Genomic DNA, 26,157 nt, shown 5'->3' on the forward strand with positions numbered 1-26,157 from the left:
GTAGGATGGGTTGGAACGGTTTGGCGCTGTGCGTAGTGTACGCTGGCCCCGGGAGACCCACAAAGAATGGACCCCAGAATGCACCTGATCCTTGGCCTTGCTGTTACCGTCCTGCTGTTCCTGCTGCTGCGCCAGTGGGCCCGCCTGGACCCGGCTGAAAAGCGCAAGGGCCTGTTCTGGGGGGTGGCCGTGGGCGTTGGGGCATTATGTACGCTGCTGGTGGTCACGGGCCGTGTGCATGTGATTGGAGGGCTTGTGGCCGCGCTCGTGCCCTTCGCGCACCGCGGTTGGCGCGCTCTCCAGCTCTGGTGGTTGTGGCGCCGCATCCGTAATGCCGGGGGTGGGGGCGGCGCAGATCAGGAGCGGGACCAGGAATCACAGGGTTCGGCTGGAAACGCCGGTCGCATGGATCCGGAGGAGGCCCGTGCCGTGCTCAATGTGGCGCTGGATGCGGACCGCGATGAGATTGTGAAGGCCCACAAGCGGCTGATCCAGAAGGTACACCCGGACCGGGGCGGCAGCGATGCGCTCGCGGCCCGGGTGAATGAGGCCAAGACGGTACTGCTCGGGGGCCGGAAAGAACGCTAGTGGCCCCTTCATTCGGTTGGCAATACCTCCACTTTCACCTCCCAGTACCGGCCGTTTTCAGACTGGGTGGCATAGACCCGGCTGTTGGCCTGGGAACGGCTGCTGCGGCGTTCCTCGCCCAGTTCAACCCATTCGCCCGGCGTGACGCGGCGAATGGTGACCACCCCCGCGGTCTGGTAGCCCGGCCGGCTCTGAACCGGTTCGTTCCGCAGGGCGGTAATGTGCAGTTCCACCTGTTCCTTGCTCAGAACGGTGGGGCGCACCAGGAAACCGCTGGTCATATCCACTTCTTCAAGTACAACCATGGGGTCCTTTCCGCCCCGGGCCGCGACGGGCAGCCGGGCGATCCTGCCGGATGAAATGCGGGCCAGTTGCCTGTCCTGCACCACCAGTGAGCGCACTGAATCCTTCTGGGTGCTGTAGGACCGGCTTTGCGTGCCCTTGTTGCTGTCACTTGTTGCCATTGTGCGGTGGCGAAGGGAGAGCCGGACCTGGCGGACCGGCTTGTCGATGCGCTTGAGCAGGCTTTCGATCTCGGCGAGCTGCTCGGCCTCGGCTCGTACCATCAGGTTCTGGCCATCCGGGGAGAGCTGGATCGCCTCCCCGTACAGGTTGCGAAGCTGCGGCACCACCGTGTGCGCCTTCCGGTTGTCGAGCTTGAACACCTCGCTTTCCGGGGCGCTGAACGCGGACGGGGCGGCCAGCAGCAGCGCGAGGCAAAGGGCAATGGGATGGCGTATGGCTGATTTCATGATAAACCCCGGATTTCCAACTATGCTCAGGGTATCGTACCGTTAAAGGGTGCGCGAGCGTTCCACGCTCAGCAGTTCATCCTGTCAACAAGGGAGTGGCCGTCATGACGGTGACCATCACTGTGCCCCGGGAGACTCGGGCCAATGAACAGCGGGTGGCCGTGGTGCCCGCGGTGGCCGGTAAGCTGGAGAAACTGGGGGCTGAGATCCGGGTCCAGAAAGGGGCGGGCAAAGCGGCCCGGATTCCCGATGAGGCCTATGAGAATGCGGGCGTTCACGTGGGCAGGCTGGAGATGGGCAAGGCCGATGTTGTGCTCAGTGTCCAGCCTCCGAGTCCCACCGACATCCGCAAGATGCCCCAGGGCAGCATCCTGTTGTCCCTTGTTTATGCCCATCGTGAGCCCAAGGTGGTGGAAGCCCTGGTGGAAAGGGAGATCACCTGCTTTGCCATGGACTGGGTGCCCCGGATCACACGGGCCCAGGCCATGGATGCTCTCTCCACCCAGGCGGCCCTGGCTGGTTATTACGGCGGTCTGCTGGCGGCCACCAATCTGCACCGCATCCTGCCCATGATGACCACGGCGGTGGGTTCCATCCGTCCGGCCAAGGTACTGGTGATCGGCGCGGGCGTGGCGGGGCTCCAGGCCATTGCCACCGCCCGTCGCCTCGGGGCCGTGGTGGAAGGCTATGACGTGCGCCAGGAGGCGGCGGAACAGGTGGCGTCACTGGGCGCGACCTTCGTGGAGACGGGCATTTCCGCCACTGGCGAGGGGGGTTATGCCCGGGAGCTGACGGATGAGGAGAAGGCCCAGGCGGAGGCGGTGGTCACACGGCATGTCCAGAACGCGGATGCGGTGATCACGACCGCCAATATCCCCGGGCGTGAAAGCCCCAAGGTGCTCAGCGAGGACCAGATCCGGGGCATGAAGCCTGGCGCCGTGATCGTGGACCTTGCGGCGGATGGCGGCGGTAACACGCCCCTGACGCGGCCGGGTGAGACCGTGGAGGACGGTGGCGTGACCATTGTGGCGCCACTGAACGTACCCAGCCTGCTGGCCGAGCACGCCTCCGAACTGTACGCCAAGAACCTGCTCAACTTCCTGGGACTGATCGTGGCCGACGGCCAGGTCCATCTCAACTGGGAGGACGAGGTCATTGCCCGGACGTGCCTCACACACGCGGGTGAAATCTGGAACGAAGCGGCGGCTGAAGCCGTCAGGGAGGAATGACCATGGACCCCACCACGGCCATTACCGGTTTTGTTGCGCTCTACATCTTTATGCTTGCGGCCTTTACCGGCTACGAGATCATCGGACGGGTACCGGCCATTCTGCATACGCCGCTGATGTCCGGCTCCAACTTCGTGCACGGGATCGTGGTGGTAGGGGCGATCTGGGCCCTTCTCAATGCCGCTACGCCACTGGAGCAGATCATTGGTTTTGTGGGCGTTGTGCTTGGCGCGGGTAACGCGGCTGGCGGTTACGTCGTGACCGACAGGATGCTTGATATGTTCAAGTCCAGTGACCGGCAGGAGTAAGGGAGCATTATCATGGTGAATTTCCTGATCGCAGCGGCCTTCTTTGCCGCCACCCTGCTGTTCATCTACGGGCTCAAGCGCATGGCCAGCCCGGTGACTGCGCCTTCCGGCATCCGCGTGGCGGGCTGGGGCATGGTGATCGCGGTGGCAGCGGCGTTTCTGTACGCCTTTGACGTGCGTCCGGCGGCTGAAGAGCACCTGGGGGCCAACGTCCTGCTGGCACTGGTGGCCCTTGCCATTGGCGTGGGCTGGGCCTGGCGCAGCGGCAAGCGGGTTGCGATGACCGGCATGCCGCAGATGGTGGCTCTTTACAACGGCATGGGCGGTGGCGCGGCAGCAGCCATAGCGGCCGTGGAGCTGTATTCCGGCAACGCCCAGGTCCACGGTTTCGTAGTCACGGTCCTGGCCCTGGTGGGCGGACTGATCGGAGCGGTGGCGCTTTCAGGGTCGGTCATTGCCTGGGCCAAGCTGGATGGCCGCCTGAACCGTACCCTGCGTTTTGCACTGCAGCAGCGCGTTAATGCCGGGGTTCTGGCGGTGGCGGGGATCCTGGCGCTCTATATACTGATCGTGGGTGCCGGGGGTGTGCCTTCCGTTGCGGTGACGCTGTTCTTCATCGCGGCCCTGGTGCTGGGGGTGTTGCTGACCACGCCCATCGGTGGCGCGGATATGCCGGTGGTGATCTCGCTCTACAACGCCTTCACCGGCCTGGCCGTGGCGTTTGAGGGATTCGTGCTCCAGAACCCGGCCATGATCATCGCCGGCACCGTGGTGGGCTCGGCCGGTACACTGCTGACCTTCCTGATGGCGAAGGCCATGAACCGCTCGGTACGCAACGTCATCTTTTCCAACTTTGGTGAGGAGGACGATGGCTCCGCGGGTATCGAGGGCACCATGAAGTCGGTTGATGCGTCGGATGCCGCCATTTCCATGTATTACGGCTCCAGGGTGATCATTGTGCCTGGCTATGGGCTGGCGGTGGCACAGGGGCAGCATAAGCTCTATGAGTTTGTGAAACTGCTCCAGAAGCAGGGGGTGGCGGTGAGTTTTGCCATCCATCCCGTTGCTGGGCGCATGCCGGGGCACATGAACGTGCTGCTGGCGGAGGCGGGTATTCCCTACGACATCATCTACGACCTGGAAGACATCAATGAGGAATTTGCGCTGGCGGACGCGGCCCTGGTCATCGGCGCCAACGATGTGGTGAACCCGGCAGCGCGCACCAATGAATCCAGCCCCATCTACGGCATGCCGATTCTGAACGTGGACTGTGCCCAACAGGCCTTCGTGGTTAAGCGTGGCCAGGGCAAGGGCTACAGTGGCGTGGAGAACGAGCTGTTCTTCGCGGACAACACCCACCTGGTCTATGGCGATGCCCAGAAGGTGATGGTGTCGATGATTGAGGCGGTGAAGTCACTGGGGTGACGGGACCGGATCCATGGGGCGGCGCATGGCCTCCTGGATGCGCCAGAGCCGGTCCTGGCCCCAGGCGGTGACGTCGCCAAAACGGAAGGTGGGCACTCCCCAGTGACCGATCTCGTAGAGCGCCTGGCGGTTGGCTTCCACCTCGTCCTGCCAGTCCTGGTGGGTGAGCCAATGCCGGGCACGGTGCCAGTCCATCCCGGCGGCCTCAACAATGCGCTTGAGGCCCCGGTCGGTCTCGGAACGGATGCCTTGGGCGTTCACGGCCTGGGCGAAGGTCTGGAGCCAGGTGAAGCCCAGCCCCTGTTGGCGGGCGTAGGGCAGCAGGGCATAGCAACGTTCAACGCCCGCCCCCAGCGGGTCGGCCACGAACCCATAGGGAATGCCCAGCTTGTCGGCTTCCCGCTTGGTGTCCTTGAAAATGTACCATTGCTTGGCTTCTGGTACGGCCTGGCCCCGCATGACCATGGGCAGGACGGGGCGGAGGTGCAGGGGGCATCCAAAATAGTCTGCCAGCTGTTTCGCCCGCTCCAGCCCCAGATAGGAATAGGGGCTGCGGATGGAGAAGAACACTTCCAGGGGCGTCGTCACCGGGTCGGCGGGTCTTGGCTTACGGCCGAGGTCCGCCCAGGTGCGCACGAAGCGGGCGGTCTCATTGGGGTGGCGGGCATACCCCTTGCTGATCAGGCGCCGCTCCAGGTGGTCCAGCCGGTCCAGACCCCAGAACCACTCGCCCTCGTAATGGAGCATGGCGCCGCCGTAGTGGCCGGCGTCATGCAGGTTCTGTTCATTGTGGGCGAGGGTGGTCTGGGTCGCTTCGGATTCGGCCTCGGAAGGCGCTGGCAAGGGGGGATCGCCGTGCCAGAGCCCACGCAGCGCCGCCAGGGCCTCGTCCAACGCGGTTGGGCTCTGCTCTGCCTGGGTCAGGCGCACCGCCGCCGCATGGACGGCTTCTTCCGTCAGCCCGGGATCGGTTTCCGGGAAGTCCAGCCGGTAGAGGCGGGCAAGTTCACGGGCATCCGCTACGGCCCAGGACTGCCAGAGGTCGGGCTCCGGGAACAGGTCCTCCTGGAGGGTGGCGACCGTGAACAAGCGGTAGGTCAGGCCAAAGCGTTCCGCTACTGACGGCAGGACCTGCAGCAGGAGATAGCCATGGGGATCCCGTGGATTGAGGTACACATCCACCTGGCGCTCCACGCCCTGGCGCCGCGCCCGGCGGGCCCGCAGGCCTCGGCGCAGGTTCCGGTAGAGCGGGCTGCTGACCGCGCGGGCCGCATAGGGCTTCAACGCGGCCTTCATTCAGGAGGCGATCTCCAGAGTTGGTACGTGTTCGTGAAGGAACCAGCGCTCGGTGACGACCCGGCGGGTGAACCAGTGGGTCTTCATCAGGGCCGGGGCCAGGCGCAGCTTGGCCCAGTCCGGAATGTCCAGGCCCCCTTCGCTTTCCACCTCGCGGGTGCCGAAGCGTTCCCGCAGCCGGTCCGCATAGGGCTGCAGGCTGGCAGCACTGTAATCCGCAGCGTTCTGGATAACCTCCGTCGCCAGGAAGGCGGACTCCACGGCGGGCCGGATGCCTTCCCCGCTCTGGGTATAGGCGAGGCCGGCGGCGTCGCCGATCAGCAGTACACCGTCATCCACCAGCGGGCGCTCGGCGTGGTCGTAGAGCAGGTAGGCATGCCCCTTGAACTTGCCGGGCAGGTCCTCTGGAATCCGCTCCTCGGCCTGCATCTTTGCGACAAAGTCATTGAGGTGGTCCTTGAGGTCGTTCGGGTCTTCCCGGCCCAGTCCGATGTTAAGGAAGTTGTCCTTGCGGAACACCCAGGCGTAGCCCATCAGGTCGCGGCAGAACCAGAGTTCCGGAGTGTCCTCGCGCACCCGGCAGCGCCGTGCCTGCTCCGGGGTCATCTCGAATTCCACTTCCTTGGCGGTCACCGCAGTTTCATGGCTGCCCGGGCCCTCGCCGATGGTGGCTGCCACCGGACAGAAGTGGCCGCCGGCACCGATTACCAATGGCGCCTGGTACTCGCCGTTCAGGCACCATTCCCCATCGCTGGTGCGTTCCAGGGAACGGAACTTCACGCCCTCGGCGCGCTCACTGGCGCTGCGCTCCAGCAGGTAGTGGTCAAACTCGCAGCGGCGAATGCCGTAGCTGACCGGGGCGCTGCCATGATCGTTCACCACCGCCTTCTGGCCCATCATGCCGATGCGGAAGCGGTGGATGGGCTGCATCACGTTCTTGCGCTGGTAGTCGGCCGGGTCAATGGCCAGCAGTTCCAGAACGGCCGGGGTCACCCAGCCCGCGCACGTCTTGTCGCGCGGGAAGGTCTGTTTGTCCACCACCAGGGTGTGGTAGCCGCGCTGGGTCAGTGCCCGCGCCATGGTGGAGCCGGCCGGGCCACCGCCAACGATCAGTGCGTCGTAGCGCTGTACCATCAGTAGCTGCCCTCCGCCGGCACATTGGAGCTGGTGTAGAGGTGTTTGCGGTTACGCGGCACGTTGTTGTTTTCCGGGTGCGCCAGCACCATCTGGAACAGTTGCAGCGAGCTGGCCCGGAAGGAGGCAATGGAGCCGGCCAGGTACAACCGCCAGGCGCGAACGAAGTTCTCGCCGTACATTTCGCGCACGGTGTCGATATTCGCTTCGTAGCGGGCGAGCCAGTCTTCCAGGGTTTCGGCGTAGTGCAGGCGCAGGTTTTCCACATCCAGAACCGAGAACGGGCCGGCCTCGCCGATGCTGGTGAACTCGGTGATACTGGGCGGATAGGCGCCGGGGAAGATGCGCTTCTCGATCCAGGCGTTGGTCCGCATCGGGTAATTGCGGCCGATGGAGTGGACCAGTGCCAGGCCATCGTGTTTCATGTGGCGGCGGATAACGTCGGCCAGATCGGGGTAGTGGTCCGTTCCCACGTGCTCCAGCATGCCTACCGAAACAAAGCGGTCGTACTCGCCGGTGATGTTGCGGTAGTCATCCAGAACGTATTCCACCTGGTTTTCCAGACCTTCCTCTTTGGCCTTCTGACGTGCGAACTCAACCTGGGCCTGGGAGATGTTGAAGGCCCGGACCTTAACGCCGTAATGCTTGGCCATGTAACGGGCCAGGCCACCCCAGCCGCAGCCGGCTTCGATCACGGTCTGGCCTGGCTGGAGCTGGAGTTTGCGGCAGACCAGTTCCAGCTTGGCGAGCTGGGCCTGTTCCAGTGTGATGTCCGGCTCTTCGTAATAGGCGCAGGTGTACTGCATCTGGGCCTTATCGAGCCACAGCTGGTAGAAGTCGTTGCCCAGGTCGTAGTGGTGGTGGATGTTGTCCTTGGCGGCCTTGAGGCTGGTGGAACGGGGGGCCTGGTTGCGCCAGATCATGCGCAGGAACAGCGGCAGCTGGTCATAGGCGCGGTCCAGCGCGTAGTACAGGTCCGTGAGCAGGTCGGGCATGTGCCCTTCCATTTCCAGGCGCCCCTCGCTGTAGAGGTCGCCGAAGGCGAGATTCGGGTTGCTCATCAACTCGTAGAGAGCAGCCCGGTCTGCAACACGCAGGCGGTAGCGAGGTGTTTCACCCGAAGGTTTGACCTCCTCGGTGCCCCAGAGATCCAGAACAAGCGGTGGATTGCCAGCCACGGACAGGAACTTGTCCGCCATCCAGCGCTCGGGCGCGGTTGCGGAACTGGTGGGTTCAATCAGTGACTGGGTAAAAGCCAAGGGCGAAAAACGCTCATTGCGATCACTGCGTGCTGTATCCCTTTGCGGGGTCTTATGTTCCATAGGTGCGCTCCAGCATCCGGTTGTGACTCCCCATATATGAGGACGAGTATAAGAAGTCATCAGCTCAAACAGCAACTGGCTCTATCAATGCGGGTGAAATCCGTCGTTTGCAAGGGTGGGTGGGCAATCGGGGTGGGAGCCGGTACGCTTGTGGTGACTATGGGGATTTCGGGAGGCGCTGACGCATCGTGATCGACGGGGCCCTGGCATGGCTGCAAGCCCACGAAGGCGTGCTGTGGGCCGTGGGCGGCGTTTCGCTGTTCATGTTCGTGGCGACTCTGGTGGCGGTGCCTGTGATCGTGGCACGGATCCCCGCCGATTACTTCGTCCGCTATGAGCACCGTCCCCGCTTGATTCGCCAGCGTCTTCCGGTGATGGGGCTGGTCGTGCTGGTTCTCAAGAATCTTCTGGGTCTGGTCCTGCTGCTGGCGGGGATTGCCATGCTGGTCCTGCCGGGTCAGGGCCTTCTGACCATCGTGATCGCGCTGACGCTGCTGAACTTCCCCGGCAAATATCGCCTGGAGCGTTGGGTGGTCTCGCGGCCCCCGGTATTCCGCGCCATCAACTGGGTGCGGCGGCGTCGTGGCGTTCCGGAGCTGGAGCGCGTCCCGCCCGGGGATCACTGAAGGGGATCGTTGAAAGGGATCCCGCTTTTCAAAGACGTGTATTTGAAGTAGCATTTGCGTATAGATATTCGGATATGCATATATGGTAACGCCGGAGCAATTCTTCAGGGCGCTTTCTGATACAACGCGTCTCAACAGCCTGCTGTTGCTGCAGCAGGAAGGGCGGCTCTGCGTCTGTGAGCTGGTTGCGGCGCTGGACCTTTCCCAGCCCCGGGTTTCACGGCATCTGTCCCAGCTCAGGGATCAGGGCATTGTCCAGGATGAACGCCGGGGGCAGTGGGTGCACTATCGCCTTGCGTCCGGGCTCCCGGAGTGGGCGTATGAGACGTTGCGGTCGGTCCTGGTGTCCCGGGACCTGTCCGAGCACCGGAGGCGTCTGGTGGCCATGGGCCAGCGTCCGTCTCTTGATGCGGCTGAGTGAGGCAGCGCGATGAACGTGCTTTTTGTGTGTACCGGCAACGCCTGTCGTTCCCAGATGGCCGAAGGCTTTCTGCGGCATAGGTGGGGCGGGCGGTTGAACGTCGATTCGGCGGGGTTGGAGGCCCATGGCCAGAACCCAAGGGCGTTGCAGGTGATGGATGAGGTTGGCGTGGGCATTCAGGACCAGCAATCCATCACTCTGACGGAGGCGCATCTGGCTTGGGCGGATCTGGTGGTGACCGTCTGCGGGGATGCGGATGAATCCTGCCCCATGCTGCCGCCGGGGACCGACAAGCACCATTGGGCACTGTCCGATCCGGCACGAGCGCAGGGCGATGAGGCGACGGTGATGACGGAATTCCGAAGGGTGCGTGATGACATCGAGCAGCGTGTACAGGCGCTCCTGAAGGCGATTGACGGAGGTGAGCCCTGATGCAGAGAACTGATGAGCCGGATATCCGGGAAGGGATGGGGCTCTTTGAGCGTTATCTCTCGGTGTGGGTGGCGTTGGCGATTGTGGCTGGTATTGCCATGGGCCAGTGGTTGCCGGTAGTGCCGGATGTGCTGTCGCGCTTTGAATACGCCCAGGTGTCGATACCGGTGGCGGTACTGATCTGGGCCATGATTTTTCCGATGATGGTGCAGATCGATTTCGCCGCTATCGCGGGTGTCCGCCGTCAGCCACGGGGCCTGATCGTCACCACGACGATCAACTGGCTGGTCAAACCATTCACCATGTTCGTCATCGCGTGGTTTTTTCTGATGGTGGTGTTCGAGCCACTGATCGAGACGGGCCTGGCGCGCGAGTATCTGGCTGGCGCTATCCTGCTTGGAGCCGCCCCCTGTACGGCGATGGTCTTTGTCTGGAGCTATCTGACCCGGGGCGACGCGGCTTACACGCTGGTGCAGGTGTCGCTCAATGACATCATCATGCTGTTCGCGTTCGCGCCGATTGTGATGTTCCTCCTGGGGTTGTCGAATATGATTGTGCCCTGGGAAACGATCGCACTGTCAGTGGTTCTGTATATCGTGATTCCGCTGGCGGCGGGCTATGCCACGCGCCGCTGGGTGATTGCCCGCCACGGCACCGAGTATTTTTACAACGTGTTCATGAAGCGCCTTGGGCCCGTTACGCCGGTCGGGCTGATTCTGACCCTGGTGCTGCTGTTTGCCTTTCAGGGCGAGGTGATCCTGCAGAATCCACTGCACATTGTGCTGATTGCTGTTCCGTTGATTTTGCAGACGTTCCTGATCTTTGCCATCGCCTATGGCTGGGCCATGGCCTGGCGGGTGCCACACAGCGTGGCGGCACCAGGGGCCATGATTGGCGCCAGCAATTTCTTTGAGCTTGCGGTAGCGGCCGCCATTGCCCTGTTCGGGCTCCAATCCGGCGCGGCGCTGGCAACGGTTGTGGGTGTGCTGGTGGAGGTGCCGCTGATGCTGGGGCTGGTGAAGATCGCGAATCGGACCCGTCACTGTTTCCCGGCCATCAACCAGGCCTGAGGCGTAGGGTAGGAAAGGAGGATGTCACCAAGAGCGCGTTGCCACTGGAATAGGCGAGCGCGCTCTCGGTGATCATGCCTCAGGTGCGTTCTAGCGCGCGGAACCCTATATCACGGCGGTAATGGGCGTCTTCCCAGTGAATGCGCTCAACGCCGGCGTAGGCGCTGTTCTGCGCGTCGGCCACGGTCTCGCCAAGGGCGGTGACGCACAGCACGCGACCGCCTGCGGTCACCACCTGGCCGCTTTCATCCTGCTGGGTGCCGGCATGGAAGACCTTGCGGTCGTCGGTGTCCACGCCATCGAGCCCTGAGATGGCATCGCCCTTGCGGTATTTGGCCGGGTAGCCGCCGGCGGCCATGACCACGCCCAGCGCGGTGCGCTCATCCCAGTCACAGCTGACCTGGTCCAGCGTGCCCTCAGCGCCGGCCATGCAGAGCGGGACCAGGTCCGAGCGCAGGCGCATCAGCAGTGGTTGGGTCTCGGGGTCGCCCAGGCGGCAGTTGAACTCGATCACCTTGGGCGAGCCATTGGGGGTGATCATCAGGCCGGCGTAGAGAAAGCCCGTGTAGGCGTGGCCTTCTTCCGCCATGCCGTTCACTGTGGGCTCGATCACTTCCTGCATGATGCGCTCGTGAACGGCATCGGTGACCACCGGCGCTGGCGAGTAGGCGCCCATGCCGCCGGTGTTGCTGCCGGTGTCACCATCGCCCACGCGCTTGTGGTCCTGGCTGCTGGCCAGCGGCAGGATGGTCGCGCCATCAACCATGGCGATGAAGCTGGCTTCCTCGCCCACCAGGCATTCCTCGATCACGACCCGGTGACCGGCATCGGCGAAGGTGTTGCCGGAGAGCATGTCGCGTACCGCGTTTTCGGCTTCCTCCAGTGTCTCCGCCACGACGACGCCCTTGCCGGCGGCGAGGCCGTCCGCCTTGATCACGATGGGGGCGCTCTTTTCACGCACGTACTCCAGGGCCGGCTCGACCTCCGCAAAGGTCTGGTACTCGGCAGTGGGGATGCTGTGGCGCGCCAGAAAGTCCTTGGCAAAGCTCTTGGAGCCTTCCAGCTGCGCGGCGGCCTCGCTGGGGCCGAATACAGCGATACCCGCCTCGCGCAGCCGGTCTGAAACGCCTTCCACCAGAGGCGCTTCCGGGCCCACGATCACAAGATCAATGCCATTGCCGGTGGCGAATCGGGTCAGCCCCTCAATGTCCTCAGCCCCGATGGCGACGTTTTCGACGCCTGCTTCCAGCGCGGTTCCGGCGTTGCCAGGGGCAACATGGACGCGCTCCACTTTGCTGGACTGGGCTGCTTTCCAGGCCAGCGCATGTTCGCGGCCGCCGCCGCCGATGATCAGGATCTGCATGGTTCAGGTCTCGCTGCTGCTTGTATCAGTGGCGGAAGTGGCGCATGCCGGTGAACACCATGGCGATGCCGTGCTCGTTCGCGGCGTCGATCACTTCCTGGTCGCGCATGGAGCCGCCGGGCTGGATTACTGCCTTGATGCCCGCTTCGGCGGCCTGGTCAATGCCGTCCCGGAACGGGAAGAAGGCATCCGAGGCCAGAACGGAGCCGGCCACTTCCAGCCCTTCGTCTGCGGCCTTGATGCCGGCGATGCGAGCGCTGTAGACGCGGCTCATCTGGCCGGCGCCAATGCCGATGGTGCGCCCGTGGCGGGCGTAGACGATGGCATTGGATTTCACGTACTTGGCTACTTCCCAGGCGAAGAGCAGGTCTTCGAGTTCGTCCTGCTCAGGGGAGCGTGCCGTCACCATCTGCAGGCTGTTTTCGTCGACCATGCCAAGGTCCCGGTCCTGGACCAGCAGGCCGCCGGTGACCCGCTTGTAGTCCCAGGCCGCGATGCGTTCGTCATTGAAGGGGCCGCAGGTCAGAACACGCACGTTCTTCTTGTCGGCGAGGACCTCGGCTGCTTCCGGGGTCACTTCCGGGGCAATGATCACTTCCACAAACTGGCGCTCGATGATGGCGCCAGCCGCGTCCGGACCCAATGGGCGGTTAAAGGCGATGATGCCACCGAAGGCCGAAGTCGGGTCAGTGGCGAAGGCCAGGTCATAGGCCTGTTTCAGGTCCGCTCCGATGGCCACGCCGCAGGGGTTGGCGTGCTTGACGATCACGCACGCCGGATACGCGAAGGGCTTGACGCATTCCAGAGCGGCGTCGGTATCCGCCACGTTGTTGTAGGACAGGGCCTTGCCCTGGATCTGGCGTGCTGTGGATACGGAGGCCTCGGTAGCACCGCGCTCGCGGTAGAACGCCGCCTTCTGGTGCGGGTTTTCGCCGTAACGCATGTCCTGCACCTTCTCGAACTGGTGGTTGAGGGTGCGGGGGAAAGGCGCCGGCTCGGCCTGGCTTTCCAGGCGGCTGCCCAGATGGTTGGCGATGGCGCTGTCGTAGGCGGCGGTGTGCTCAAAGGCGCGAGTGGCCAGGTCGTAGCGCGTATGCGCCTTCAGGCCGCCGCCGTTGTCATCCATCTCTGCGACAATGCGGTCGTAGTCGTCTGCATTCACGACCACGGTCACGTCCTGATGGTTCTTGGCCGCGGCGCGCAGCATGCCGGGGCCGCCGATGTCGATGTTTTCGATGGCCGTGGGAAGGTCGCAGTCCGGGTCTGCAACGGTCTGTTCAAAGGGGTAGAGGTTGACCACCACCATGTCGATGGGCGCGATCCCCTGTTCGTCCATGACCGCGTCGTCCGTGCCGCGCCGCCCCAGGATGCCGCCGTGGATCAGCGGGTGCAGGGTCTTCACCCGGCCGCCCATGATCTCCGGGAAGCCGGTGTGGTCCGAGACTTCGGTGGCCTCGATGCCGCTGCTGGTGAGCAGGCGGAACGTGCCCCCGGTGGACAGGATCTCGACACCGCGTTCACGCAGTGCCTGGGCGAATTCAACAATGCCGGTTTTGTCCGAGACGCTGATCAGGGCCCGGCGGATGGGCGTTGCATTCGGCTGTTCCGTCATGATGGCTCCCTCTCCTTACAGAAGGCCGTATTGCTTGAGCTTCTTGCGCAGCGTACCCCGGTTGAGGCCGAGCATGGCGGAGGCGCGCGTCTGGTTGTCGCCGGTGTATTCCATGACCTTTTCCAGCAGCGGGGCCTCTACTTCGGACAGCACCAGCTGGTAGACGTCACTCACCGGGGCGCCGTCGAGCTGGGAAAAGTAGTTTTCCAGCGCCTGCTCCACGCTGTCACGCAGCGTTACGGTCTGGCCATTGCCCGCTGCCGTGGTGAGGGGCTCGTCCGTTTGCCGGGCCCGGTTGTTCTCGGCCATGAATTCAGTGCTCATGCGACACGTACCTCTTCTGTCTGAATGCTTTGAAAGTAGTTATCAAGCAGCCGCAGCTGCTCGCCGGCGTCTTCAATGGTGTTGAAGTGCCGGCGGAATGTCTTGTCCGGATCACGGGCCTGCAGGTACCAGCCCACATGCTTGCGTGCCACCCGCAGCCCGATGTAGTCGCCATAGAAGGCGTGCAGCGCCTCCACATGCCCCATCAGGATGTTCCGGATTGCCTCTGGCTCGGGGTCCGGCAGTTCTTCGCCCGTGGCCAGGTAGTGGTCAATCTGGCGGAACAGCCAGGGCCGGCCCTGGGCCGCCCGGCCAATGAAAAGACCGTCGGCGTCCGTTTCCCGCAGGACCTGTTCCGCCTTGCGGGGTGAGTCCACGTCCCCGTTGGCGAAGACGGGGATATCCACGGCCTGCTTAACCCGGGCGATGGTTCCGTATTCCGCCTCGCCCTTGTAGGCGTCGGCCCGGGTGCGCCCGTGTACCGCCAGTGCGGCAATACCGGTGTCCTCGGCCATGCGCGCGATGGTTTCGGCGTTTTTGTTGTCACGGTCCCAGCCGGTGCGCATCTTGAGCGTAACCGGTACCTCGACCGCCGCCACGACCGCTTCCAGGATCGATTGAACCAGGGCTTCATCGCGCATCAACGCGGAGCCCGCGGCCTTGTTGCAGACCTTCTTGGCGGGGCAACCCATGTTGATGTCGATGATCCGGGCGCCGTTGGCGACATTGAACCGGGCGGCCTCCGCCAACATGGGGGCATCGCCCCCGGCAATCTGGACCGCAATGGGCTCCGGCTCCCCAGCGTGATCCATGCGCTGACGGGATTTGCGGGAGCTCCAAAGGCTGGCGTCCGCGGTGACCATCTCGGAGATGGCCAGCCCCGCGCCCATTCTGCGACACAGGAGCCGGAAAGGTCTGTCCGTAACACCCGCCATAGGGGCCAGAACCAGGTTATTGGGCAGCGTATGGGGGCCAATGGTGACCACTGCGTTCTCCCGGGATTGGATCCGTGCGGATTGGTTAATTATCGACCAGCTCAAGGGCAGACAATGATACTCCGGGCTCCTCTCCCATTAAAGGGGCAAAGCCGCTGAAAAATTGAGTATTTTTCGTCCAGGGCTATTGACGGGCTGGGAGGAACTCGATCCGGTAGTTGATGGCGTCCTTGCCAGGGTCCTGAAGCGCCAGGCGCACGCGCCGGCCTTCGCTGGCGGGGATATGGCCCCCGCTGGCTTCCTTGCTGGCCAGGTAGTCGTCCGGCTGGAACACGCGCTGGGCTACAACGTCGTTGTTGAGGTTGGAAAAACTCAGGGCAATGGCGGGCCAGGGCTGATCAAAGCCGGCCTCGTTGACAATGCTGACCTCCAGCAGGAGCGCATCCGCCATATCCGGGTGGCTGCGTACAACGAGTTGGCGTGGTTCCAGCTGGTCCGTAGCCACCAACGGGGGCAGTTCGCATCCAAACCATTCACAGGCCTGGTCGTACCATGGGCGGATTGGCTCATAGAGGGCAAGGCGCTCAAAGCGGTACCAGCCCACCTGGTACACGAGAAGGCCAGCCATGCCGGTGATGGCGAGGAGCCACATGGAGCGGCGGAGCCAGCGCCAGCGATCCGGCTTGGCGGCCACGATGGGGTCGGCGTTCAGCGAGCGCCAGGTTGGTTCGAAGTCGAATTCAGACGGCTCTTCCGGCGTTGTGTCCGGCTTCCGTTTCGGTGTTGGCTCCGGCTCTGACCCCAGTTCTGACTCCAGCTCCAGATCAGGCTTGGGTCCCGGCTCCCGCTGGCCGCCGGTCGTCTGAGTAGGGGGCGTGGGCTCTGGTTCCTCTTCAATCTCCTGGAGCAGGGATTCCGCCCAGCTCTCATCGTCATCGAGCTTCTCGCCGGAACTGTACTCTTCCAGCTCGTTATGGAAGCCGGACCGGTCCCCCGCATCCAGGTTCAGCAGGTCCTCGCTGAATTCCTCTTCTTCCTGTGTTCCATCGCCTGCGTAATGGTCTTCCTGAGCGTCCTCCTCAGGATCGTCCTCGAAGACGAGGTCCTCTTCGTCATGGTCCACTGCGGGCTGGGAGCTGGCGGAAGCGGGCTGAGATTGGCTTGCACCATCAGTCGTGGACCCGGAAGCCCGCGCCTGGGCAGCGGTGGGTGTTTCCTTCTCCGGCTCGGCGTTTTCGATGGCATTGAACACATACAGGCAATGGCCACACCGAACCCGCCCGCGCGCCGCCTCAAGCTGGCGCTGGGTAACCCGGAACCGCGTCTGGCAGTACGGGCAGCGGGTGAGTGTTTCCGATTCTGTGGCCATGCAGGCGGCTCCACTTCAGTCCGTGTGGCGCGTCCCGGTCAGACAGATCCAGCCTTCCTGCTCCGTTGGTGACTGCATGTGGAACCAGCGGGCATAGCGGTCACTGATGGCGTCGGCCTGGCTGGACAGGATGCCGGAAAGCACAATCCGTCCACCTGGCCGGACCTGACCGGCCAGTGTTGGTGCCAGAGACAGTAATGGCTGCGCCAGTATGTTGGCAAGCATGAGATCACAACGGCTGTCCGGTTGGTCCTCGGGCAGGTAAAGGTCCAGGGCGTCATCCGGTATGCCGTTGCGCCGGGCATTGTCTCGGCTGGCATCCAGTGCCTGAGGGTCATTGTCGGTACCGACCACATGGCGGGCCCCCAGCTTGAGCGCTGCCAGCCCCAGAATGCCGGAGCCGCAGCCATAGTCGACGACCTCCAGCCCGTTGGCCGGATTGGCGTCGAGCCATTCCAGGCAGAGGCGGGTGGTGGGGTGGGTTCCCGAGCCGAATGCGAGACCCGGATCCAGGGTGATGTTCACCGCCTCCGGATCCGGCGGTTCCTGCCAGCTGGGGCATATCCAGAGGCGGTTGCCGAAGCGTTCGGGTTGGAAGTCGTCCATCCAGGCCCGTTCCCATTCCCGATCCTGAAGGAGTTCCGTTTCCATGGATTCCAGTTGGGTCTGGGTTGCTGCATGGTAGGCTTCCGCCACCTGGGACTGGATGCCAGCAAGATCCGCGTCGCCCTGGAACAGCCCCGTTACCGTGGTGCTGTCCCACAGGGGCGTGGTGCCCCGTTCGGGCTCATAGAGCGGCGTATCCGCGCTGTCTTCCATGCTCACGGCCTCGGCGCCGGCTTCCAGCAGCATCTGTTCCACGAGCTCGGCATGCTCGCTGTCCGATTGGACGTGTAGTTGAACCCAGGCCATCAGTCAGTCCCGCCGAATCAGCTGTTCCAGATAATGGATCGTGATGTCGCCGCTGCGGAAGCCTTCATCACGAACCAGTCGCTGGTGCAGTGATCCGTTGGTTTTGATGCCGATCACCACCAGCTCATCCAGCGCATTGTGCATGCGTGTGAGGCAGGTTGAACGGTCCTCGCCGAAGGTGATCAGCTTGCCCACCAGTGAATCGTAATACGGTGGGATGCTGTAGCCGGAGTACAGGTGGGAGTCCACGCGCACCCCCAGTCCGCCCGGTGGGTGGTAGCGCTCCACCCGGCCGGGGCAGGGCGCGAACGTCTTGGGGTCTTCGGCATTGATGCGGCACTCAAGGGCGTGGCCACGGATCTCGATGTCCTCCTGGCGGTAGCGCAGTTCCTCGCCAGCCGCCACCCGTATCTGTTCAGCCACGATATCGACGCCGGTGACCATCTCGGAAACCGGGTGTTCCACCTGGACACGGGTGTTTATCTCGATGAAGAAGTATTCCCCGTCCTGGTACAGGAACTCGAAGGTACCGGCGCCCACATAGCCGATCTCGCGGCAGGCGTTGAGGCAGGCCTGGAGCGTGCGTTCACGGGCCTCGGGGTCAATGTAGGGGGCCGGCGCTTCCTCGATGATCTTCTGGTGGCGGCGTTGCAGTGAGCAGTCCCGGTCGCCCAGGTGGATGACGTTGCCGTACTTGTCCGCCAGGACCTGGACCTCGACGTGCCGTGGCCGTTCCAGGTATTTCTCCAGGTAAACCGTCTCGTCGCCGAAGGCGCCTCGCGCTTCGCGTTGGGTAACGTGTACGCCCTTGAGCAGTGCGTGCTCGGTGTGGACCACCTGCATGCCACGCCCACCACCGCCGGAAGCGGCCTTGATCAGGACTGGGTAGCCGATTTCCTTCGCGATCTCGCGGGTGCGTTCCTCGTCTTCGTTCAACGGTCCGTTGGAGCCGGGGACCGTGGGAACGCCTGCCCGCACCATGGAGCGGATGGCGGATACCTTGTTGCCCATCAGCCGGATGGTTTCGGCGGAGGGGCCGATGAATCGGAAGCCGCTTTTTTCCACCTGCTCGGCAAAATCCGCGTTTTCGGCGAGAAAGCCGTAACCTGGATGGATGGCGTCGGCATCCGTTACCTCGGCGGCGCTGATGATGGCCGGGATGTTGAGGTAGCTGTCACTGGCGCTGTTGGGCCCGATGCAGACGGATTCGTCGGCCAGGCGCACGTGCATCAGGTCGCGGTCCACGCGTGAATGCACGGCAACGGTGCGGATCCCCAGCTCCTTGCAGGCCCGCAATATGCGCAGGGCGATCTCGCCCCGGTTCGCAATCAGTACTTTATTGATCATGATGCGGTGCTTCGCTGTCAGGTGATGACGAACATGGGCTGGTCGTATTCCACGGGCTCACTGTCGTCGACAAGAATCTGGGAGACGGTCCCGCTGATGTCGGCCTCGATCTGGTTCATCATTTTCATGGCCTCGACAATACAGAGGGCGTCACCAGCATGCACCTTCTGGCCTACTTCCACGAAGGGTGAAGAAGTGGGTGATGGTGCCCGATAGAAGGTGCCTACCATGGGCGAGCGTACCAGGTGGCCCTGGGGTTCGTCCGGTTCGGTCTTCTCCTCGGCCTGCTCACTGGCACCGGTGTTCTGCGGCTGGGCAGGCTGTGCCGGTTGCTGTGGCGCCGGGGCCGGAGCGGGGGCGGCCATGGTCACGGTGTCGCCACGCCGGCGACTGATGCGAACGGAGTCCTCGCCTTCCTGGATCTCCAGTTCCTCGACGTCGGATTCTTCCAGAAGTTCAATCAGTTTCTTGACTTTGCGAATGTCCATAAGGGTCTCATTCACCTTAGTTTGCGGCATGCGGCCGTCAGGGCCAGCTCATACCCCTGGGCACCGAGTCCGCTGATCACGCCCTCGGCGATATCCGAGAAAAATGAGTGATGACGGAAAGGCTCGCGCGCATGCACGTTGGAAAGATGTACCTCAATGAACGGAATCGCGGCGGCGAGCAGGGCGTCCCGCAGAGCGACGCTGGTGTGCGTGAAAGCGGCGGGATTGAGCAGGATGAAGTCTATGCCTTCATCGGCTGCGTCATGAATCCGTTCAATGAGCTCGTATTCGGCGTTGCTCTGGAGCGTGAGCAGATGATGGCCGGCTTCACTCGCCTGTTCGTGCAGGTCCCGGTTGATACTCGCCAGGGTCGCTGCCCCGTAAGTGTCGGGTTCGCGGGTACCGAGTCGGTTCAGGTTGGGACCGTGGAGGACGAGGATGGTGGCCATAGTTGTTTGTTTTCGGATTATTTTGCGCTGGTTTTTGTGTTTTTGCGCCAAGATCCGGGCACGTTCAGAAAAGTGTGAACGCATGTTAGCCGTAGATCAATAGCGGTGATACGAAAAATCAATCTCTTGCAACCGCCTGGTTGCGCCCGTGCTTCTTCGCCTCATACAGCAGGGTGTCGGCGTTCTCGCACAGTTCCTGCGGTGTCTCGCCCCGCCACTGGGCCACGCCACAGGAAAAGGTCACGTGGAAGTCGATGCCGGCGGCCGGCTGGCGGAGCTGGCTGAACTTCTCGCGGATTTCGTTCATGACGCCGAGTGCGTCTTCCTCCCGGGTGTCCGGCAGGATGATCGCGAATTCCTCACCACCGTAGCGGCCGATATGATCTGTCTTGCGCAGCCGCTGCTTGAGAAACAGTGAAAGACTCTTGAGGATCCGGTCGCCGATAGGGTGGCCATAGGTGTCGTTGATCTTCTTGAAGTGGTCCAGATCCAGCATCACGAAGCTTAGAGGCTGGTTGGTCTGGCGCGCGCGGCTGATTTCGGATTCCAGAAGGCTCAGGGTATGGGTGTGGTTGTACAGCCCGGTGAGGCTGTCACGAATCATCAGCGCGAGCAGTGAGCGTGCCCTGCGGCCACGGTTATGCAGTGTGGTGATCAGGTGCTTGGCATCAATGGGTTTGGTGAGGAAGTCGTCCCCGCCCATGCTCATGGCGTGCAGCTGTTTCGAGACATCTTCTTCGGCGGAGAGATAGATGATGGGCACACTGTGCAGATGGTCCTGCTGGCGGATGACCTTGGCCAGCTCGGTGCCGGTGCAGCCTGGCATGTACATGTCCAGAATGATGATCTCGGGTGAGAACTCTTCCAGTGCATCGATCACCTGCAGGGGATCGGTTAGCACGCACGAGCGCATGCCGGCTTTCTGGAGCACATTCTCGATGTACTTGGCCTGGGCCTTGGAGTCGTCCACCACCAGTACCCGATAGGGTTCGGGCGGATGGGCAAACGAATAATGCTCGATCTTTTCGATCAGCTGGCCCGGGTCTAGGGCCTGGTAGAAGAATTCCTCGCCACCGGATCGGACTGCCCGCAGCCGGGTCTCGATGGATCCATCCTCGCGGCTCGTGTACAGCACCGGGATGGGTGTCTCGTGACGCTCCTGGATGCGCTCCATGGTGGCGATGCCCGCCATCGGGTCCTCACCCCCGAAGTCCACGTCGATCACGATGGTTTCGGGCTTGTTGCGTGCGCATTCCGCTTCCAGCTCCGCAGGCGTGGTAAACGCCGCGGCTCTGAACCCGAAGAATTCCATCTGGCGGATGATGCGCTGGGCGTAATCCGTGTCGTTGACCGCAAGGTAGATCGGTGTGCGCAGGTAGGCCCGGGGGCCTTCGTCTTCGTTCTGGTCCGAGCGCCGCAGCGTGCAGCGGGACAGCTGGTCCATACCCTGCTGCAGGCTGTCGCGGATTTCGGTGTTGATGGGGTGACCTTCGGGCCAGATCTCAAGCGCGGTCCGGATGCTGTCCGCGGCCGCTTCGTGATCGGTCATCTCGAAGCGCCGGGCGTACTTGATCAGCTTCTCCGTGGCGACCATCAAGCTTTCGCGCAGGTCGCGCGGTGGCTCACCCGTCTCGAGAAACTTCTGCCAGGTTTCTAGAACCACCCGTGCCTGGGTTGTTACGCGGCGGGCGAAGTGCTGGCGCAGCTTCTCCTGCTGGGAGTTGTTGTCTGTCATGACCGTGGGCTTCGTATTGGTGTGTCTCGTCACATTCTGTTCAATCACTATAGTCGCTTCTTCAGCATCTGTGTCAATCTTGCCGTTTTGTGCCCGTTTGGAGGGGCGGCCATGCGTCGAGCGGACGAGACCGGGTACAGCCTGCGCGTGCTCCTCGTGGCCTTCATCGGAGGGCTGCTGGTGCTGGTTCTGGGGGCCAGCACCTGGTTCAGTGCCAACCGTTTTGGGGACTATCTAGCGGATGAGCTCCGTATCCAGACCCAGGATACGGCCCGGGCCCTGGGCGTGGCGATTTCGGCGCTTGAGCGTGAGGGCAAGGTCAGGCGCCTTGTGGATGCGGTTTTCGACAGCGGTGCCTATAAGCAGGTGGCGCTGGTCAGGGCGGACGGCAGCGTGCGTCATCGCCGTCAGGTGGAGGCGGGCGCGGCGCCGGTGCCAGCCTGGTTTCGGTGGTGGGCGGATCTGCCCTCGCCGCAAGGTGAGGCCACTGTAATGGCGGGTTGGGAGCCGGCAGGCAGCGTGCGGGTGCAGGGTGATCCCGCTCCCGCGCTGCTGCGTCTCTGGCGCAGCTTCCTGATGGATCTTGCCTGGAGTGGTGCCCTGCTGGCGGTGAGTCTGTGGTTGGCCTGGCGCGGGGCTGGACGCTTGCTGGCCCCGTTGCGCCGGATGGAGGCGCAGGCCCATGCTCTGGAAGCGAATGACTTCTGTGCACGGACCGAGCCGCCCCGTGCCCGGGAGCTGGGCCGGGTTGCACGGGCTCTTAATGGCATGGCCCAGCGTTTGGGCGAAACGTTTGAACGCCAGCTTGGCCTGATCAATGAACTGGAGGACCGCGTCAACCGGGACCCGGTGACCGGGCTGCGTACCCGGGAAGCCTTCGATCAGGCGCTGGCGGCGCAGTTCCATTCCCGGGAGTCCACGCCAGGTGGTGTGGTGGCCATCGTCCGTCCGCTTGAGTTCCAGGCGTTCAATGAGCGCCATGGGCGCGCCCAGGGCAATGCGGTGCTGGCCGGGAGTGGCGCTTTACTGCTGGATTTTGAAGCCCGCCATGAAGGCGTGGTGACCGCCCGTGGCCAGGGCGCGGATCTGTTGCTCTGCATCGCGGGTGTGGAACCGGCGGATGCGGATGCTTGGCTGCAGGCGCTGGTGGAGCAGCTGACGGCGTGCTACAGCGCCCATAGCGCGCCCGAAGCGGGATCCTTCCAGGGGGGTGCTGCCCCGGTGGAGCCGGGCCTGAGTGTTGGAGGGCTGTTGGCTCGTGCTGACCAGGGGCTGATCGGGGCGTCTTCAACCGAAGGGGATTCCCTGGTCTGGTGGGAGCATACAGTGGCTGGGCCCACCGGTGGTGACGGCAGCTGGCTTGAGGCTATCGATAGCGCGCTGACCAGCGCCGATGTGGCCCTGGCATGGCAGCCACTGCATGACCGGGAGGGGCATGTACTCATTACCCAGGCCCTGGGTCGGATGCTTCTGGCAGGGCGCTGGCAAGCGGCGGCGCGCTTCCTGCCCCACCTGGAGCGTTCGGGATGGACGCCGGCATTTGACCGGCTGGTCATTGATCGGGCCCTGAATAGTGAAACAGCTGGTTCCTCCAGGGAGCTGGCTGTATCAGTGGGGGTGGCCTCACTCGTAGATGACGCCTTTATGAAATGGCTGGCTTGGCGGCTGGAAGCCGCGGGCGAACGGGCCCGCTCGCTCTGGCTCGTGGTGCCGGAACGGGCCCTGCGCCTTCAGCCCGCTTCCGTGTCACTGCTGGCGGAGACAGCGGCGCGTACCGGGGCTCGTGTGATGGTGGACCATTTCGGCTCCGGAGGCGTGAGTTTCGGGTATCTGGGGCGCTATGCCATCCAGGCGGTTCGCATCAGCCGTGAGCACGTTCAGGGTCTGGACCAGCGACGTGAGGCGCGCTTCTTCCTATCGACCATTGTGCCGGTGTTGCGCGAGCAGGGGATCCGCGTATTTGTCAGCGGTGTGGAGATGGAGGCCGAGTGGGCCGTAATCCGTGAGCTGCCGGTGGACGGCGTGATGGGGTACTGGTTTTCCCGGCCCGAGGAACCGGGTGGCAGGGACTGACCGGGCGGTTGCTGCCGCCCGGTCCAAGAGTCATTCAGCAGCCTTGACGGCTTCCTCCACCGCCTTGCGGGCGGCTTCGGCGTTGTCCCAGTTGCGCACCTTGACCCACTTGCCGGCTTCGAGGTCCTTGTAGTTCTCGAAGAAGTGCTTGATCTGCTCCTTGAGCAGTTCCGGGATGTCCTCGACATCCTGCACGTCTTTGTAGGCGGTGGTGAGCTTGTCGTGAGGGACGCAGATCAGCTTGGCGTCTTCGCCTTCCTCGTCTTCCATGTTCAGCACACCCACGGGGCGGGACCGGATAATGGCTCCGGGCTGGACCGGGTAGGGGGTTACCACCAGGGCATCCAGCGGATCATCGTCGTCCGCCAGCGTGTTCGGGATGAAGCCGTAATTGGCCGGGTAGAACATGGGGGTGGCCATGAAGCGATCCACCAGGACAGCGTCCATGTCCTTGTCGATTTCATACTTGATCGGCTGAGCGTTGGCCGGGATCTCAATGGCAATGAAGATGTCTTCCGGCGGGTTCTTGCCGGGCGGGATCTTGTCAAAGTTCATGACGGTGTCCTTTTTCTGTGGATGAATGAAGGCTTCATGAAACAGGCCGTGATTATACGCGTGGATGGCTAGGGATAAAAACCAATTGGCAACCAAGCGCTTGCTTGGGCGTTGGCGCTTGCGGCACACTTGGCCTGTTCATACTGGCCTGATGGCGGAAGGAAGGCATCCATGAAGACCTCGACACACTGCTTCAATGAGACCCACGAGCAGGCCCGCCAGACCGCGCTGCGTTTCGTGGAGCGGGAGGTGCTGCCGCATATTGATGAATGGGAGGAGGCAGGCGAATTCCCGCGTGCGCTGTACCGCAAGGCCGCCGAGGCTGGTCTGTTGGGCGTTGGGTACCCGGAAGCGCTGGGTGGCACCGGCGAGGGCGATCTCTTTCTCAAGGTGGCCGTGAGCGAGGCACTGATGCGCAGCACCTCTGGTGGCCTGGTGGCGGGGTTGGGCTCCCATGACATTGCTCTGCCGCCCATCGTCCAATGGGGTCCGCAAGCCATGCGCGAGCAGGTGGTGCCCGAGGTCCTAAGCGGCGAAGCGGTTGCCGCTCTCGCGATTACTGAGCCAGGGGGCGGCTCCGACGTGGCCAATCTCCGGACCCGGGCGGAGCAACAGGGTGATCATTACCGGATCAACGGCAGCAAGACCTTCATCACCAGTGGCCATCGGGCCGACTATTACACGGTGGCGGTGCGTACGGGGGAGCCCGGCCAGAACGGCATCAGCATGCTGCTGGTTGAGGGAAACAGGCCGGGGTTCAGTCGCGGTCGGGTCCTGAAGAAAATGGGCTGGTGGGCCAGTGATACCGCTGAGCTGTTCTTTGACGATGTGACGGTGCCGAAGGAAAACCTGATCGGTCATGAGAATGGTGGGTTCATGGTGATCATGACCAACTTCCTCCAGGAACGGTTGATGCTCTGCCTGATGGGGGCCATGACCGCGCGCCTGGCGCTGGAGGAGGCCATGGCGTATACCAGCGAGCGCGAGGCGTTCGGGCGGGCGATCAATGGCTTCCAGGTGACCCGCCATAAGCTGGTGGACATGGCCACCCAGGTGGAACTGGCCACGCAGTACACCTACCACTGTGCCGGGCTGATGGATGCGGGGAAGGCACCGGTCAAGGAGGTGGCCATGGCCAAGAACTACACCGCCCAGGTGGCGGAGTCCGTCACCCGCGAAGCGGTGCAGCTCCACGGCGGCATGGGCTACATGCGTGAAGCGGTGGTGGAGCGCCTGGCCCGTGATGCCCGCATCCTGGCCATCGGGGGCGGTACCACGGAAATCATGAAGGAGCTGATTGCCAGGCAGATGGGGTTATGATTCTGAAATCAGGCAATAGCGAAGAGGCCGGTTCGGAACCAGAGGTTGGCGCCGGCGAACGAGTATTCCAGTAGTTCAAAAGCACCTTGCTCCTTGAGCTCAACCCGACGGGGACTCGCTGTCTGACTGTGAGTCAGGGTCCGGCGGGGTATGTTCCTCAATCAGGTAGAGCGGTCGGCGTTTGGTTTCGTCAAACATGCGCCCAAGGTATTCGCCCAGAACGCCAAGAAACAGGAGCTGGATACCACCCAGGAAGAGAATGACAGTAATAAGGGTCGGGAAACCTGGAACCGGATCACCGTAAAGCAGGGTTTTCGCCACAATTACGATCCCGTAGGTGAATGCGGCGGCTGCCACCAGCGCGCCGAGGTAGGTGGCAAGCTTTAGCGGCATGGTCGTGAATGAGGTAATTCCGTCGATGGCGAAATTCCAGAGTTTCCAGTAATTGAACTTGGTATCTCCGGCAAAGCGCGGGTCTCGCGAATACCTGAGGGCCACCTGAGGGTAACCAATCCACGCGAATAGGCCCTTCATGAACCGGTTGCGCTCCGGGATCTGCCGCAGGGCCTCCACGGACCGTCTGCTCAGCAACCGGAAATCACCCGTGTCCTCGGGGATGGAGAATCGTCCAACCCCCTGCATCAGGCGATAGAAGGCTCGTGCGGTCCCCCGCTTGACCCAGGTCTCCCCGTGGCGCTCGGTACGCTGGCCATAAACCGTGTCATAGCCTTCGCGCCAGAGCTTGACCATGTCAGGGATCAGTTCAGGGGGGTCCTGGAGGTCGGCGTCAATGATGACTGTCGCATCTGAATCAACCAGATCAAGCCCGGCCGACATGGCTGCTTCTTTGCCAAAATTGCGCGACAGGTTGATAAACCCAGCATTGGGGTCTGTGGTTGCCAATCGCTTCAACACGACAAGCGAGCCATCCACGCTTCCGTCATTGACGTAAAGGATCTGTCCCCTCACATCGTGCATGCTGGACAGTACGCTCTGTAATCTTTGGTGAAACTCATCCAGAACCTGCTCCTCATTGAAGACAGGAACGATGATGGAAACGGTTGGCATAGAG

The 26,157-nt window shown here is 63.0% G+C and carries 26 protein-coding genes; 10 read left to right on the forward strand and 16 right to left on the reverse strand.

Going from position 1 to position 26,157, the window contains the following annotated elements:
• Positions 1–66 precede the first annotated feature (66 nt).
• On the forward strand, positions 67–588 hold the full coding sequence (locus tag AC1RQI_RS04550; RefSeq protein WP_481903840.1) for a J domain-containing protein: 522 nt from the start codon (positions 67–69) through the stop codon (positions 586–588).
• A gap of 8 nt (positions 589–596) precedes the next feature.
• Here AC1RQI_RS04550 and AC1RQI_RS04555 read toward each other — a convergent pair whose 3' ends face one another.
• Entirely contained in the window at positions 597–1,340 is a 744-nt protein-coding gene (locus AC1RQI_RS04555) for a secretin N-terminal domain-containing protein (RefSeq protein WP_481903841.1), read from the reverse strand.
• A gap of 104 nt (positions 1,341–1,444) precedes the next feature.
• Between AC1RQI_RS04555 and AC1RQI_RS04560 the strand changes: the two genes are divergently transcribed.
• The 3 genes from AC1RQI_RS04560 to AC1RQI_RS04570 are packed head-to-tail and all read left to right on the forward strand — an operon-like array spanning position 1,445 to position 4,302.
• Positions 1,445–2,569: an NAD(P) transhydrogenase subunit alpha gene (locus tag AC1RQI_RS04560; protein ID WP_416633301.1), complete on the forward strand. Its 1,125-nt coding sequence runs from the start codon at positions 1,445–1,447 to the stop codon at positions 2,567–2,569.
• Positions 2,570–2,571: 2 nt separating this feature from the next.
• Entirely contained in the window at positions 2,572–2,877 is a 306-nt protein-coding gene (locus tag AC1RQI_RS04565) for an NAD(P) transhydrogenase subunit alpha part 2 (protein WP_416633302.1), read from the forward strand.
• Positions 2,878–2,889: 12 nt separating this feature from the next.
• Positions 2,890–4,302: an NAD(P)(+) transhydrogenase (Re/Si-specific) subunit beta gene (locus AC1RQI_RS04570; protein ID WP_481903842.1), complete on the forward strand. Its 1,413-nt coding sequence runs from the start codon at positions 2,890–2,892 to the stop codon at positions 4,300–4,302.
• Here the strand turns inward: AC1RQI_RS04570 and AC1RQI_RS04575 are convergent.
• Genes AC1RQI_RS04575 through AC1RQI_RS04585 form a run of 3 tightly spaced genes read right to left on the reverse strand, consistent with a single transcriptional unit; the run spans position 4,291 to position 8,054 of the window.
• The gene (locus AC1RQI_RS04575) at positions 4,291–5,598 is read right to left on the reverse strand and encodes a DsbA family protein (protein ID WP_481903843.1); all 1,308 of its coding nucleotides are present in this window, start codon (positions 5,596–5,598) and stop codon (positions 4,291–4,293) included. The two genes, AC1RQI_RS04570 and AC1RQI_RS04575, sit on opposite strands and share 12 nt — an antisense overlap.
• Complete coding sequence (locus tag AC1RQI_RS04580; RefSeq protein ID WP_481903844.1) at positions 5,599–6,732, reverse strand: NAD(P)/FAD-dependent oxidoreductase; 1,134 nt, start codon at positions 6,730–6,732, stop codon at positions 5,599–5,601.
• Positions 6,732–8,054, reverse strand: coding sequence for a class I SAM-dependent methyltransferase (locus AC1RQI_RS04585; RefSeq protein WP_481903845.1), 1,323 nt, complete (start codon positions 8,052–8,054; stop codon positions 6,732–6,734). The genes AC1RQI_RS04580 and AC1RQI_RS04585 overlap by 1 nt, the downstream gene beginning before the upstream one ends.
• A 188-nt stretch (positions 8,055–8,242) precedes the next feature.
• Here AC1RQI_RS04585 and AC1RQI_RS04590 point away from each other — a divergent pair, with 188 nt between their 5' ends.
• The 4 genes from AC1RQI_RS04590 to arsB all read left to right on the forward strand — a co-directional run bounded on the left by AC1RQI_RS04590 (position 8,243) and on the right by arsB (position 10,603).
• On the forward strand, positions 8,243–8,680 hold the full coding sequence (locus AC1RQI_RS04590) for a PGPGW domain-containing protein (RefSeq protein ID WP_481903846.1): 438 nt from the start codon (positions 8,243–8,245) through the stop codon (positions 8,678–8,680).
• A gap of 82 nt (positions 8,681–8,762) precedes the next feature.
• The gene (locus AC1RQI_RS04595) at positions 8,763–9,101 is read left to right on the forward strand and encodes a metalloregulator ArsR/SmtB family transcription factor (RefSeq protein ID WP_481903847.1); all 339 of its coding nucleotides are present in this window, start codon (positions 8,763–8,765) and stop codon (positions 9,099–9,101) included.
• Positions 9,102–9,110: 9 nt separating this feature from the next.
• Positions 9,111–9,533 carry an arsenate reductase ArsC gene (locus AC1RQI_RS04600; protein WP_481903848.1) on the forward strand — a complete coding sequence of 141 codons (423 nt, stop codon included), beginning with the start codon at positions 9,111–9,113 and terminating at the stop codon, positions 9,531–9,533.
• Positions 9,533–10,603, forward strand: a complete 1,071-nt coding sequence (arsB, locus tag AC1RQI_RS04605) for an ACR3 family arsenite efflux transporter (RefSeq protein WP_481903849.1) — start codon at positions 9,533–9,535, stop codon at positions 10,601–10,603. Before AC1RQI_RS04600 ends, arsB begins: the two co-directional genes overlap by 1 nt.
• Before the next feature lie 79 nt (positions 10,604–10,682).
• Here the strand turns inward: arsB and purD are convergent, their stop codons facing one another.
• From purD to AC1RQI_RS04655, 10 genes are all read right to left on the reverse strand, one after another.
• Positions 10,683–11,966, reverse strand: a complete 1,284-nt coding sequence (purD, locus tag AC1RQI_RS04610; RefSeq protein ID WP_481903850.1) for a phosphoribosylamine--glycine ligase — start codon at positions 11,964–11,966, stop codon at positions 10,683–10,685.
• A 25-nt stretch (positions 11,967–11,991) separates the two neighbouring features.
• Positions 11,992–13,578 (reverse strand): bifunctional phosphoribosylaminoimidazolecarboxamide formyltransferase/IMP cyclohydrolase, encoded by a 1,587-nt coding sequence (gene purH, locus AC1RQI_RS04615; protein WP_481903851.1) that lies wholly within the window; start codon positions 13,576–13,578, stop codon positions 11,992–11,994.
• 15 nt (positions 13,579–13,593) lie between these two features.
• Positions 13,594–13,902: a DNA-binding transcriptional regulator Fis gene (gene fis / locus AC1RQI_RS04620; protein ID WP_481903852.1), complete on the reverse strand. Its 309-nt coding sequence runs from the start codon at positions 13,900–13,902 to the stop codon at positions 13,594–13,596.
• The gene (gene dusB, locus AC1RQI_RS04625) at positions 13,899–14,888 is read right to left on the reverse strand and encodes a tRNA dihydrouridine synthase DusB (protein WP_416635666.1); all 990 of its coding nucleotides are present in this window, start codon (positions 14,886–14,888) and stop codon (positions 13,899–13,901) included. Before dusB ends, fis begins: the two co-directional genes overlap by 4 nt.
• A gap of 133 nt (positions 14,889–15,021) precedes the next feature.
• The gene (locus tag AC1RQI_RS04630) at positions 15,022–16,206 is read right to left on the reverse strand and encodes a DUF3426 domain-containing protein (protein WP_481903853.1); all 1,185 of its coding nucleotides are present in this window, start codon (positions 16,204–16,206) and stop codon (positions 15,022–15,024) included.
• A gap of 15 nt (positions 16,207–16,221) precedes the next feature.
• Entirely contained in the window at positions 16,222–17,118 is an 897-nt protein-coding gene (prmA, locus tag AC1RQI_RS04635) for a 50S ribosomal protein L11 methyltransferase (protein WP_416633314.1), read from the reverse strand.
• Between the two features lie 3 nt (positions 17,119–17,121).
• The gene (gene accC / locus AC1RQI_RS04640; RefSeq protein ID WP_481903854.1) at positions 17,122–18,465 is read right to left on the reverse strand and encodes an acetyl-CoA carboxylase biotin carboxylase subunit; all 1,344 of its coding nucleotides are present in this window, start codon (positions 18,463–18,465) and stop codon (positions 17,122–17,124) included.
• Between the two features lie 17 nt (positions 18,466–18,482).
• A complete protein-coding gene (accB, locus tag AC1RQI_RS04645) occupies positions 18,483–18,953 on the reverse strand; it encodes an acetyl-CoA carboxylase biotin carboxyl carrier protein (RefSeq protein ID WP_416633316.1) in 471 nt (156 codons plus the stop codon).
• An 11-nt stretch (positions 18,954–18,964) separates the two neighbouring features.
• Positions 18,965–19,402 carry a type II 3-dehydroquinate dehydratase gene (gene aroQ / locus AC1RQI_RS04650; protein ID WP_416633317.1) on the reverse strand — a complete coding sequence of 146 codons (438 nt, stop codon included), beginning with the start codon at positions 19,400–19,402 and terminating at the stop codon, positions 18,965–18,967.
• A gap of 118 nt (positions 19,403–19,520) precedes the next feature.
• Complete coding sequence (locus AC1RQI_RS04655) at positions 19,521–21,137, reverse strand: GGDEF domain-containing response regulator (RefSeq protein ID WP_481903855.1); 1,617 nt, start codon at positions 21,135–21,137, stop codon at positions 19,521–19,523.
• A 111-nt stretch (positions 21,138–21,248) separates the two neighbouring features.
• Here AC1RQI_RS04655 and AC1RQI_RS04660 point away from each other — a divergent pair, with 111 nt between their 5' ends.
• Complete coding sequence (locus tag AC1RQI_RS04660) at positions 21,249–23,210, forward strand: EAL domain-containing protein (RefSeq protein ID WP_481903856.1); 1,962 nt, start codon at positions 21,249–21,251, stop codon at positions 23,208–23,210.
• A gap of 30 nt (positions 23,211–23,240) precedes the next feature.
• Here the strand turns inward: AC1RQI_RS04660 and ppa are convergent, their stop codons facing one another.
• The gene (ppa, locus tag AC1RQI_RS04665; RefSeq protein ID WP_416633320.1) at positions 23,241–23,765 is read right to left on the reverse strand and encodes an inorganic diphosphatase; all 525 of its coding nucleotides are present in this window, start codon (positions 23,763–23,765) and stop codon (positions 23,241–23,243) included.
• Between the two features lie 171 nt (positions 23,766–23,936).
• Between ppa and AC1RQI_RS04670 the strand changes: the two genes are divergently transcribed.
• On the forward strand, positions 23,937–25,085 hold the full coding sequence (locus tag AC1RQI_RS04670) for an acyl-CoA dehydrogenase family protein (RefSeq protein ID WP_481903857.1): 1,149 nt from the start codon (positions 23,937–23,939) through the stop codon (positions 25,083–25,085).
• A 99-nt stretch (positions 25,086–25,184) separates the two neighbouring features.
• Here the strand turns inward: AC1RQI_RS04670 and AC1RQI_RS04675 are convergent, their stop codons facing one another.
• Positions 25,185–26,153, reverse strand: coding sequence for a glycosyltransferase family 2 protein (locus AC1RQI_RS04675; RefSeq protein ID WP_481903858.1), 969 nt, complete (start codon positions 26,151–26,153; stop codon positions 25,185–25,187).
• Positions 26,154–26,157 lie beyond the last annotated feature (4 nt).

It is taken from the genome of Salicola sp. AFF1, from assembly GCF_056783195.1.